This is a genomic window from Neisseria sicca VK64, assembly GCF_000260655.1.
GTDB lineage: Bacteria > Pseudomonadota > Gammaproteobacteria > Burkholderiales > Neisseriaceae > Neisseria > Neisseria sicca_B.
Genome location: NZ_AJMT01000200.1, coordinates 1 through 12,234, shown reverse-complemented (window position 1 = coordinate 12,234; position 12,234 = coordinate 1). Strand labels below are relative to the sequence as shown.

9 protein-coding genes are annotated in these 12,234 nt (G+C 55.3%); 8 read left to right on the top strand and 1 reads right to left on the bottom strand.

Going from position 1 to position 12,234, the window contains the following annotated elements:
* The 6 genes from HMPREF1051_RS15410 to fabF form a co-directional block, all read left to right on the top strand.
* On the top strand, positions 1 to 255 hold a 255-nt coding region (locus tag HMPREF1051_RS15410), incomplete at its 5' end, for a hypothetical protein (protein ID WP_094112540.1).
* Between the two features lie 1,221 nt (positions 256 to 1,476).
* On the top strand, positions 1,477 to 1,800 hold the full coding sequence (locus HMPREF1051_RS11670) for a cupin domain-containing protein (protein ID WP_003768951.1): 324 nt from the start codon (positions 1,477 to 1,479) through the stop codon (positions 1,798 to 1,800).
* 149 nt (positions 1,801 to 1,949) lie between these two features.
* Complete coding sequence (gene tdfF / locus HMPREF1051_RS11665; protein ID WP_003768939.1) at positions 1,950 to 4,130, top strand: TonB-dependent iron piracy receptor TdfF; 2,181 nt, start codon at positions 1,950 to 1,952, stop codon at positions 4,128 to 4,130.
* Between the two features lie 1,125 nt (positions 4,131 to 5,255).
* The gene (locus HMPREF1051_RS11660; RefSeq protein WP_003768944.1) at positions 5,256 to 5,621 is read left to right on the top strand and encodes a cupin domain-containing protein; all 366 of its coding nucleotides are present in this window, start codon (positions 5,256 to 5,258) and stop codon (positions 5,619 to 5,621) included.
* A gap of 236 nt (positions 5,622 to 5,857) precedes the next feature.
* The gene (gene acpP, locus HMPREF1051_RS11655; RefSeq protein WP_003742600.1) at positions 5,858 to 6,094 is read left to right on the top strand and encodes an acyl carrier protein; all 237 of its coding nucleotides are present in this window, start codon (positions 5,858 to 5,860) and stop codon (positions 6,092 to 6,094) included.
* 174 nt (positions 6,095 to 6,268) lie between these two features.
* The gene (gene fabF, locus HMPREF1051_RS11650) at positions 6,269 to 7,516 is read left to right on the top strand and encodes a beta-ketoacyl-ACP synthase II (protein WP_003768942.1); all 1,248 of its coding nucleotides are present in this window, start codon (positions 6,269 to 6,271) and stop codon (positions 7,514 to 7,516) included.
* A gap of 333 nt (positions 7,517 to 7,849) precedes the next feature.
* Here fabF and HMPREF1051_RS11645 read toward each other — a convergent pair whose 3' ends face one another.
* Positions 7,850 to 8,707, bottom strand: coding sequence for a ParB/RepB/Spo0J family partition protein (locus tag HMPREF1051_RS11645; RefSeq protein WP_003761057.1), 858 nt, complete (start codon positions 8,705 to 8,707; stop codon positions 7,850 to 7,852).
* A 159-nt stretch (positions 8,708 to 8,866) separates the two neighbouring features.
* Here HMPREF1051_RS11645 and HMPREF1051_RS11640 point away from each other — a divergent pair, with 159 nt between their 5' ends.
* Positions 8,867 to 9,445 (top strand): UbiX family flavin prenyltransferase, encoded by a 579-nt coding sequence (locus HMPREF1051_RS11640; RefSeq protein ID WP_003768949.1) that lies wholly within the window; start codon positions 8,867 to 8,869, stop codon positions 9,443 to 9,445.
* Positions 9,446 to 9,648: 203 nt separating this feature from the next.
* Positions 9,649 to 12,039, top strand: a complete 2,391-nt coding sequence (gyrB, locus tag HMPREF1051_RS11635) for a DNA topoisomerase (ATP-hydrolyzing) subunit B (protein WP_003768941.1) — start codon at positions 9,649 to 9,651, stop codon at positions 12,037 to 12,039.
* Positions 12,040 to 12,234: the final 195 nt, after the last annotated feature.

Below are 12,234 nucleotides of genomic sequence, written 5' to 3'. Positions count from 1 at the left end.
CATGGCTTGTGCGGTTTGCCGGAAGAAGGTGCTCATGAGAAATCCCCTAAGTGTCTTGGTGGGAATTTAGGGGATTTTGGGGAATTTTGCAAAGGTCTCGAAGTGAAAAGCAGCCTGCACGTTGAAAATGCCGTCCAAGCAAACCTACGGTTTGCCGCCCTCTCCCTAACCCTCTCCCACGGGGAGAGGGGATGGGGTTGCAGGCTGCTTTTAGGGTTCAGGCAATTTTTAACGCTTGTTGAAGCTGTACTTTAGCTTCGCAGAAACTCGACTTCCTTCGGAAACCTCGTTTTCAGACGACCTTTTGGAACACCATAGGCACACGCATTGAGTGGCTGAATCAACGATTCAGACCGATGGCAGTCCGCACTCGAATTTATGCGGCAAACAGCAAGGCTGCGGCAACCCGTCCCCTCTCCCCGTGGGAGAGGGTTAGGGAGAGGGCAGTAGCCGCAGGCTTACATAAAGCCGATAACGCTTTCACAAAGCCTGTGCACTGAAAACGGAAAGGTCGTCTGAAAACGGAGCTTCTGAAGGAAGCGGAGTTTCTGCGAAGCTAAAACCGAAGCTGCAAAAGAAGTGAAAAGCAGCCTGCACGTTGAAAATGCCGCCCAAGCAAACCTACGGTTTGCCGCCCTCTCCCTAACCCTCTCCCACGGGGAGAGGGGATGGGGTTGCAGGCTGCTTTTAAGGTTCAGGCAATTTTTAACTCTTGTTGAAGCTGTACTTTCAGAAGCTGCACTTTCAGACGACCTCGTGGAACACCACAGGCACACGCATCGATCGGCTGAGTCAAAGATTCAGACCGATAGCAGCCCGCACCCGAGTTTATGCGGCAAACAGCGAGGCTGCGGCAACCCGTCCCCTCTCCCCGTGGGAGAGGGTTAGGGAGAGGGCAGTAAGCCGCAGGCTTACATCAAAGCCGATAACGCTTTCACAAAGCCTGTGCGCTGAAAACGGAAAGATCGTCTGAAAACGGAGCTTCTGAAGGAAGCGGGGTTTCTGTGAAGCTAAAACCGAAGCTGCAAAAGAAGCGAAAAGCAGCCTGCACGTTGAAAATACCGCCAAAGCAAACCTACGGTTTGCCGCCCTCTCCCTAGCCCTCTCCCACGGGGAGAGGGGATGGGGTTGCAGGCTGCTTTTAAGGTTCAGGCAATTTTAACTCTTGTTGAAGCTGTACTTTCAGAAGCTCCTTTTTCAGACGACCTTTTGGAGTACCACAGGCACACGCATCGACCGTCTGAATCAAAGATTCAGACCGATAGCAGCCCGCACCCGAGTTTATGCGGCAAACAGCGAGGTTACGGCAACCCATCCCCTCTCCCCGTGGGAGAGGGTTAGGGAGAGGGCAGTAAGCCGCAGGCTTACATCAAAGCCGATGACACTTCCGTTACAACCCCGCCCACTGAAAGCAGCCTGCAACGAAGTCAAAACGACAAACCGCATTGCAAACCACCCAACCCATAGGAGAACCCCATGCAAAACGAAACCATCAACCCGAAACAGCACCTTGCCGCCATCAAAGAATACTGGCAGCCCGAAATCATTAACCGCCACGGATTCCAATTCCGCCTGGTCAAACTTTTGGGCGATTACGGCTGGCATACGCACGGATACAGCGACAAAGTGCTGTTTGCCGTGGAGGGCGACATGGCGGTGGACTTCGCCGACGGCGGCAGCATGACGATACGCGAAGGCGAGATGGCGGTCGTGCCAAAGTCGGTGTCGCACCGCCCGCGTTCGGAAAACGGCTGCTCGGTGGTGCTGATTGAGCTGCCCGACCCGTCCGAGGCCGCCTGAAAACGAAGTTTCCGAAGGAAGCTGAGTTTCTGCGAAGCTAAAACGAAGTTTCCGAAGGAAGCTGAGTTTCTGCGAAGCTAAAAGCAGCCTGCACCTTCAATATGCCGAAAACACAACCCCACCGCACACCAACACACAAAGGAAATCCCATGACACGCTTCAAATACTCCCTGCTGTTTGCCGCCCTGCTGCCCGTGTACGCGCAGGCCGATGTTTCTGTTTCAGACGACCCCAAACCGCAGGAAAGCACCGAATTGCCGACCATCACCGTTACCGCCGACCGCACAGCGAGTTCCAACGACGGCTACACCGTTTCCGGCACGCACACCCCGCTCAGGCTGCCCATGACCCTGCGCGAAATCCCGCAGAGCGTCAGCGTCATCACATCGCAACAAATGCGCGACCAAAACATCAAAACGCTCGACCGCGCCCTGTTGCAGGTGACCGGCACCAGCCGCCAGATTTACGGCTCCGACCGCGCGGGCTACAACTACCTGTTCGCGCGCGGCAGCCGCATCGCCAACTACCAAATCAACGGCATCCCCGTTGCCGACGCGCTGGCCGATACGGGCAATGCCAACACCGCCGCCTATGAGCGCGTGGAAGTCGTGCGCGGCGTGGCAGGGCTGCTGGACGGCACGGGCGAGCCTTCCGCCACCGTCAATCTGGTACGCAAACGCCCGACCCGCAATCCCTTGTTTGAAGTCCGCGCCGAAGCGGGCAACCGCAAACATTTCGGGTTGGGTGCGGACGTATCGGGCAGCCTGAACGCCGAAGGCACGCTGCGCGGCCGCCTGGTTTCCACCTTCGAACGCGGCGACTCGTGGCGGCAGCGCGAACGCAGCCGCGATGCCGAACTCTACGGCATTTTGGAATACGACATCGCACCGCAAACCCGCGTCCACGCAGGCATGGACTACCAGCAGGCGAAAGAAACCGCCGATGCGCCGCTCAGCTACGCCGTGTACGACAGCCAAGGTTATGCCACCGCCTTCGGCCCGAAAGACAACCCCGCCACAAATTGGTCGAACAGCCGCCACCGTGCGCTCAACCTGTTCGCCGGCATCGAACACCGCTTCAACCAAGACTGGAAACTCAAAGCCGAATACGACTACACCCGCAGCCGCTTCCGCCAGCCCTACGGCGTGGCAGGCGTGCTTTCCATCGACCACAACACCGCCGCCACCGACCTGATTCCCGGCTATTGGCACGCCGACCCGCGCACCCACAGCGCCAGCGTGTCATTGACCGGCAAATACCGCCTGTTCGGCCGCGAACACGATTTAATCGCGGGTATCAACGGCTACAAATACGCCAGCAACAAATACGGCGAACGCAGCATCATCCCCAACGCCATCCCCAACGCATACGAATTTTCCCGCACGGGCGCCTACCCGCAGCCTGCATCGTTTGCCCAAACCATCCCGCAATACGGCACCAGGCGGCAAATCGGCGGCTATCTCGCCACCCGCTTCCGCGCCGCTGACAACCTTTCGCTGATTTTGGGCGGACGATACACCCGTTACCGCACGGGAAGCAGCTACGACAGCCACACCGGCGGCACGCCCACCATCCGCGCCAACCGTTTCACCCCCTACACAGGCATCGTGTTCGACCTGACTGACAACCTGTCGCTTTACGGCTCGTACAGCAGCCTGTTCGTCCCACAATCGCAAAAAGACGAACACGGCAGCTACCTGAAACCCGTAACCGGCAACAATCTGGAAGCCGGCATCAAAGGCGAATGGCTTGAAGGCCGTCTGAACGCATCCGCCTCCGTGTACCGCGCCCGTAAAAACAACCTCGCCACCGCAGCAGGACGCGACCCGAGCGGCAACACCTACTACCGCGCCGCCAACCAAGCCAAAACCCACGGCTGGGAAATCGAAGTCGGCGGCCGCATCACGCCCGAATGGCAGATACAGGCAGGCTACAGCCAAAGCAAAACCCGCGACCAAGACGGCAGCCGCCTGAACCCCGACAGCGTGCCCGAACGCAGCTTCAAACTCTTCACCGCCTACCACTTCACCCCCGAAGCCCCCAGCGGCTGGACCATCGGTGCGGGTGTGCGCTGGCAGGGCGAAACCCACATCGACCCTGCCACGCTCCGCATCCCCAATCCCGCCGCCAAAGCCCGCGCCGCCGCCAACAGCCGCCAAAAAGCCTACGCTGTCGCCGACATCATGGCGCGTTACCGCTTCAACCCGCATGCCGAACTGTCGCTGAACGTGGACAACCTGTTCAACAAACACTACCGCACCCAGCCCGACCGCCACAGCTACGGCGCACTGCGGACAGTGAACGCGGCGTTTACCTATCGGTTTAAATAAGGCCGTCTGAAAACCGAGTTTCCGAAGGAAACGGAGTTTTTGCGAAGCTAAAGTGCAGCTTCTGAAAGTACAGCTTCAACAAGAGTTAAAAATTGCCTGAACCTTAAAAGCAGCCTGCAACCCATCCCCTCTCCCCGTGGGAGAGGGACAGGGAGAGGGTGGCAAACCGCAGGTTTGCTTGGACAGCATTTTCAACGTGCAGGCTGCTTTTCACTTCGTTGAAACTTCGTTTTAACTTCGCAGAAACTTGACTTCCTTCGGAAACCTCGTTTTCAGACGACCTTTTGGAACACTGCAGGCACACGCATCGAGCGGCTGAATCAAAGATTCAGACCGATGGCAGTCCGCACCCAAGTTTATGCGGTAAACAGCAAGGCTACGGCAACCCGTCCCCTCTCCCCGTGGGAGAGGGTTAGGGAGAGGGCAGTAAGTCACAGGCTTGCATCAAAGCCGATAACGCTTTCACAAAGCCTGTGCGCTGAAAACTGAAAGGTCGTCTGAAAACGGAGCTTCTGAAGGAAGTAGAGTTTCTGCGAAGCTGAAACCGAAGCTGCAAAAAATCGAAAAGCAGCCTGCACGTTGAAAATACCGCCCAAGCAAACCTTTGGTTTGCCGCCCTCTCCCTAGCCCTCTCCCACGGGGAGAGGGGATTGGGTTGCAGGCTGCTTTTAGGGTTCAGGCAAATTTTCACTTCGTTGAAGCTCCGTTTTCAGACGACCTTTTGAAGTACCACAGGCACACGCATCGACCGGCTGAATCAAAGATTCAGACCGATGGCAGTCCGCACTCGAGTTTATGCGGCAAACAGCAAGGCTACGGCAGCCCGTCCCCTCTCCCCGTGGGAGAGGGTTAGGGAGAGGGCAGTAAGCCGCAGGCTTGCATTCGAAACGAAACGAAAACCGCCATACGGAGTCTAATTAAACCGGTTACGAAAACGAATAACGCGGCTATATTCCACTTTCAGACGACCCAAACCACCCGAAACATATAGTGGATTAAAATAAAAATGAGACAAGACGGTAATACCCGCTGTGTACAGCTAGAGTACATAAGGGCGTTGGCAGTGCCGTATCATTGCAATTTTGATCTACCATAAATTTTGTCTGCAACCAAAGGAAAGCAATCATGAAAAATATCAAAACCCAACTTTTCGCCGTTCTCCTCGGCCTCTCTGCCGCAGCCGCGCCCGCAGCAGAAACCGCACAAAGCACGGGCAAAGTCTTTGAAGGCGAAAACTACACCGTCATCCGCGAAACCCTGCCCAAAGGCAAGGAAATCCCCCGCCACAACCACCCCGGCCACACCCTGCTGGTTACCCAAACCAAAGGCCGCTCGGTATTTTTGTTTGACGGCGGAAAAAGGCAGGAATTACAGCCGGGCAGCGTCCTGAAGGCGGATGGCAGCGAATACGTTGCCATCAAAATAACCGACGACAGCGAATTGGTGATTGTGCTGGTGAAGGACGCAGAGAACGGTCGGAACGGAAAATGACATCCGTAAAAGCCGGGGTGGGTTGCAAAAAATACTAACCGTCTGACGACAAACAAAAACAAATTCCTGCTTGTAGGTTAAAATCAGGCTATGCTAATATGCACAACAACAGGTTTTTCCAGAATAATCTGTGTTAGAATGCAGACTTAGATGGAAAACTCTATCCGAACTCGGTACAATACCGACGAATTTATTTCTCTTAAACAACCCGCCGCAAGGCAAAAGGAACGACTGATATGTCAAACATCGAACAACAAGTTAAGAAAATTGTTGCTGAACAACTGGGCGTAAACGAAGCCGAAGTCAAAAACGAATCTTCCTTCCAAGACGACCTGGGTGCAGATTCTTTGGACACCGTAGAATTGGTTATGGCTTTGGAAGAAGCTTTCGGTTGCGAAATCCCCGATGAAGAAGCCGAAAAAATCACTACCGTACAACTGGCTATCGACTACATCAACGCCCACAACGGCTAATCGGCCGCACCAAACACCCCAGCCTCTGCTGCGTTAGCGCAATAGAGGCTGTTACCTTATATATGTGGGGAAAAATCCGTTATAATAGCCGCCCGGAATCCGATTCCGAACCGCTATTATCATTTTCAGACGGCATCTTGCCGCATCCCACCGAAAACCAACAGCGAGATTATCATGAGTCAGAGAAGAGTAGTCATCACAGGCCTCGGCCAAGTATCACCGGTCGGCAACGACGTCGCCACCGCATGGAGCAACCTGCTCGCAGGCAAAAGCGGCATCGGCCGGATTACCCGCTTTGACGCATCCGACATCAACAGCCAAATCGCCGGCGAAGTGCGCGATTTCGACATCGGCCAATACATCAGCGCGAAAGAAGCCCGCCGCATGGACGTATTCATCCACTACGGCATCGCCGCCGCGCTGCAAGCCATCAGCGATGCCGGTTTGGACGAATTGGAAAGCCTCGATAAAGACCGCGTCGGCGTGAACATCGGTTCCGGCATCGGCGGTCTGCCCAGCATCGAAGCCACCGGCAAAGCCGTTATCGAAGGCGGCGCACGCAAAATCAATCCTTTCTTTATTCCTGGTTCGCTGATTAACCTGATTGCGGGCCACGTTACCATCCTCAAAGGTTACCGCGGCCCCAGCTACGGCATGGTTTCCGCCTGTACCACCGGCGCCCACTCCATCGGCGACTCCGCCCGACTGATCAAATACGGCGACGCGGACGTGATGATTGCAGGCGGTGCCGAAGGCGCGATCAGCACTCTGGGCGTCGGCGGCTTTGCTGCGATGAAAGCCCTTTCCACCCGCAACGACGATCCCGCCACCGCTTCCCGTCCGTGGGACAAAGGCCGCGACGGCTTCGTTATCGGCGAAGGCGCGGGCGTGCTGGTGTTGGAAGAGTTGGAACACGCCAAAAAACGCGGCGCGAAAATCTACGCCGAAATCGTCGGCTTCGGCATGAGTTCCGATGCCTACCACATTACCGCTCCGAACGAAGAAGGCCCTGCGTTGGCAGTTACCCGCGCGCTGAAAGATGCCGGACTGAATCCCGAAGACGTCGATTACGTCAACGCACACGGTACGTCCACTCCGCTGGGTGATGCCAACGAAACCAAAGCGCTCAAACGCGCTCTGGGCGACCATGCCCGCAAAGTCATCGTCAACTCCACCAAATCCATGACCGGCCACTTACTCGGCGCGGCAGGCGGCGTGGAAGCGCTGTACAGCGTGTTGGCGGTACACGAGCAAAAATCCCCGCCGACCATCAACATCTTCGAACAAGACATCGAAGCGGGCTGCGATTTGGACTACTGCGCCAACGAAGCGCGCGACGCGAAAATCGACGTTGCCATCTCCAATTCCTTCGGCTTCGGCGGCACCAACGGTACGCTGGTGTTCAAACGGTTCAAAGACTGATTGAAGCGGTTTGAAACAAGACAAAAGGTCGTCTGAAAACCTGAAACAAGGATTTTCAGACGACCTTTTTTATGTTGGCAAGCATGGGACTTATAGTGGATTAACTTTAAATCAGGACAAGGCGACGAAGCCGCAGACAGTACAGATAGTACGAAACCGATTCACTTGGTGCTTCAGCACCTTAGAGAATCGTTCTCTTTGAGCTAAGGCGAGGCAACGCCGTACTGGTTTAAAGTTAATCCACTATATATTGAAAAAGCCGGGTTTCGCATCATGCAAAATCCGGCTTGAAAAGCGGTTGAAAAGGCTTTTGGTCGATATCTGATTGTCGTCTTATGCCTGATAATCAATGCCCAACTGTTTCAGCAGATACTCAAATGTTTCCGGCGTATCGAAGTGGAGGACGATTTTGCCTTTTTTGTGATTGGTGGTTTTGACTTCCGCATTAACGCCCAGCCGTTCGGTCAACACGTCGTTCAGACGACGTATATCGGGGCTGATGGTTTTTTTGATTTCCTGTTTGGTTTGATGGGCGATTTGGCTGCGGCGTTCGACTTCGCGCACCGACCAACCGTTTTTTACCGCTTTTTGCGCCAATTCAAGCTGCTCGACCACGGGCAGGGTCAGCAGGGCGCGGGCGTGTCCCATTTCAAGATGGCGGTGGTAGAGCATTTCTTGGACCGGCTCGGGCAGGCTCAACAGGCGCAGGCTGTTGGAAATGGCGCTGCGGCTTTTGCCGACCGCCTTGGCGATGGTTTCATGAGTCAGTCCGAACTCGTCGGCGAGGCGTTTCAAACCTTGCGCTTCTTCAATCGGGTTTAAGTTTTCGCGTTGCAGGTTTTCAATCAAACCCATTGCCAGCGCAGTCTCGTCGCTGATGGTTTTGATGACGACCGGAATCTCGGTCAGTCCGGCGAGTTGGGATGCGCGCCAGCGGCGTTCGCCGGCGATCAGTTCGTATTGGGACAGGCCGTGTTCGCGCACGATGACCGGCTGGATAACGCCTTGCGCCTTAATCGAATCCGCCAGCTCCTGCAAGGCTTCGTCGTCCATCTGTACCCGCGCCTGATAGCGGCCGGGTTGGATGTCGTTGATGGCGACGGTAGTCAGTCGGTCGCTGCTGCTGTTGTCCACGCCGTTGGAAATCAGGGAATCTAAACCGCGGCCCAAACCGCCTTTTGCTTTTGCCATATCGTGTCCCTTTCAGACGACCCTAAGGATGAAAAAACAGTATTCTATCGGATATTCACAAGCGCCGACAATTTGTATTGCTGTGTTATTCCAAGTGGCGATTTTTACTATAATGAACCCCCTCGGTTATTTTTCAGACGACCCACAGAAAGATTATTTATGACCCGACGCCTGATTATCGGCATCAGCGGTGCCAGCGGTTTCCAATATGGAGTCAAAGCCTTACAGCTTTTGCGCGCACATGACGTCGAAACGCATTTGGTGGTTTCCAAAGGTGCGGAAATGACACGCGCTTTGGAAACGGGCTACACAAAAGAAGAAGTCTATGCGCTCGCCGATGTCGTGTATTCCGTCAACCACATCAGCGAACGCATTGCCAGCGGCTCGTTTAAAACAGACGGGATGTTGATTGCCCCTTGCTCCATGCGGACGCTGGCATCCGTCGCACACGGGTTCGGCGACAATCTTTTGACCCGCGCTGCCGATGTGGTTTTGAAAGAACGCCGGCGGTTGGTGTTGATGGTGCGTGAAGCGCCGTTAAACCTTGCCCATATTGAAAACATGCGCCGGGTGACCGAAATGGGCGGCATTATTTTCCCGCCCATCCCCGCCATGTATCAGCAGCCGCAAACCATTGACGACATCATTACCCACAGCGTGGCACATGCTTTGGACATGTTCGGCATCGAAACCGAAGGCGTGCCCAGATGGAACGGCGGACAAACCGAAGCAGACTGAAGACGATGCAGTTTGATAACGGCACTTTGCCGCCCCGAAGCTCGCCGCAAACGTGCTAAGCTGCTGAATTTTCCAGCAGAATCAGGTATAATGGCGGTCTATTTCCGTCCGTCGGACAGCTTGACCGTCCGGGTGGCGCGCCCAACTGTCGTTCAGACGACCTCAGCAGAAATTCTTTTAAAAAAATCTTACAGATAAAGACCATGACTGACCAAAAACACGAAGAATACGGCGCCGACAGCATACAAGTGCTGGAAGGCTTGGAAGCGGTACGCAAACGCCCCGGTATGTATATCGGCGACACGCAGGACGGCAGCGGCCTGCACCACATGGTGTTCGAAGTATTGGACAACGCCATCGACGAAGCACTGGCGGGACATTGCGACAAAATCACCGTAACCATCCATGCCGACAATTCCGTCAGCGTGGCCGACAACGGGCGCGGCATGCCCACCGGCATCCACCCGAAAGAAGGACGCTCCGCCGCCGAAGTCATCATGACCGTATTGCACGCGGGCGGCAAGTTCGACAACAACAGCTACAAAATCTCCGGCGGCCTGCACGGCGTGGGTGTGTCCGTCGTCAACGCGCTGTCCGACTGGGTCACGCTGACCATCTACCGCGACGGCAAAGAACACTTCGTCCGCTTCGTGCGCGGCGAAACCGAAGAGCCGTTGAAAGTTGTCGGCGATTCCGACAAAAAAGGCACGACCGTGCGCTTCCTCGCCAGCGCGGAAACCTTCGGCAACGTCGAATACAGCTTCGACATCCTCGCCAAACGCATCCGCGAACTTTCCTTCCTGAACAACGGCGTGGACATCGAATTGATTGACGAACGCGACGGCAAACACGAAAGCTTCGCCCTTTCCGGCGGCGTGGCCGGGTTCGTGCAATACATGAACCGCAAAAAAACGCCGTTGCACGAAAAAATCTTCTACGCATTCGGCGAGAAAGACGGCATGAGCGTCGAATGCGCGATGCAGTGGAACGACAGCTATCAGGAAAGCGTGCAGTGCTTCACCAACAACATCCCGCAGCGCGACGGCGGTACGCACCTGACCGCATTGCGCCAAGTGATGACACGCACCATCAACAGCTACATCGAAGCCAACGAAGTCGCCAAAAAAGCCAAAGTTGAAACCGCCGGCGACGATATGCGCGAAGGTTTGACCTGCGTGTTGTCCGTCAAACTGCCCGACCCCAAATTCTCATCGCAAACCAAGGACAAACTGGTTTCCAGCGAAATCGGCCCCGTCGTCAACGAAGTCATCAACCAAGCCTTGACCGACTTCCTCGAAGAAAATCCGAACGAAGCCAAAATCATCACCAGCAAAATCGTCGATGCCGCCCGCGCGCGCGAAGCCGCCCGCAAAGCCCGAGAAATCACCCGCCGCAAAGGCGTGATGGACGGCTTGGGACTGCCCGGCAAACTCGCCGACTGCCAAGAAAAAGACCCTGCCTTGTCAGAGCTTTATCTGGTCGAGGGCGATTCCGCAGGCGGCTCCGCCAAACAAGGCCGCGACCGTAAATTCCAAGCCATTTTGCCACTCAAAGGCAAAATTTTGAACGTCGAAAAAGCCCGTTTTGAAAAAATGCTCGCCAGCCAAGAGGTCGCCACCCTGATTACCGCGCTGGGCGCAGGCATCGGCAAAGAAGAGTTCAACCCCGAAAAACTGCGTTACCACCGCATCATCATCATGACCGATGCCGACGTGGACGGCGCGCACATCCGCACCCTGCTCCTGACCTTCTTCTACCGCCAAATGCCCGAACTGGTCGAGCGCGGCTACATCTACATCGCCCAGCCGCCGCTCTATAAAGCCAAATACGGCAAGCAGGAGCGTTACCTCAAGGACGAACTGGAAAAAGACCAATGGCTGCTCGGCCTTGCCTTGGAAAAAGCCAAAATCGTTTCAGACGGCCGCACCATCGAAGGCGCAGAACTTGCCGATACCGCCAAACAATTCCTGTTGGCGAAAACCGTTATCGAACAGGAAAGCCGCTTCGTCGACGAACTCGTCCTACGCGCCATGCTGCACGCATCGCCTATTGATTTGACGTCGTCTGAAAACGCCGATAAAGCCGTTGCCGAACTTTCCGGTTTGCTCGACGAAAAAGAAGTCGCCCTCGAACGCATCGAAGGACACGAAGGCAACCGCTTCATCAAAATCACCCGCAAACTGCACGGCAACGTCATGGTCAGCTACATCGAACCCAAGTTCCTCAACAGCAAAGCCTACCAAACCCTCACCCAAACCGCCGCCGCGCTCAAAGGCTTGGTTGGCGAGGGCGCCAAGCTCTACAAAGGCGAGAACGAGTACGACGTGGACAGCTTTGAAACCGCGCTGAACATCCTGCTCCAAAACGCCCAAAAAGGCATGTCCATCCAGCGATACAAAGGTTTGGGCGAGATGAATCCCGAACAGCTCTGGGAAACCACGATGGATCCCGCCGTGCGCCGTCTGTTGAAAGTGCGCATCGAAGACGCCATCGCCGCCGACGAAGTGTTCGTTACCCTGATGGGCGACGAAGTCGAACCGCGCCGCGCCTTCATCGAAAACAACGCCCTGATTGCGCAAAACATTGACGCTTGATAGGGGCTGAAACATGAAAAGGTCGTCTGAAAATAGGGATTTCCGGTTTTCAGACGACCTTTTTGATTGGTGGGAACGTTGCGGCGTCATGCCGCATGAAATATAGTGGATTAACTTTAAATCAGGACAAGGCGACGAAGCCGCAGAAGTACAGATAGTACGGAACCGATTCACTTGGTGCTTCAGCACCTTAGA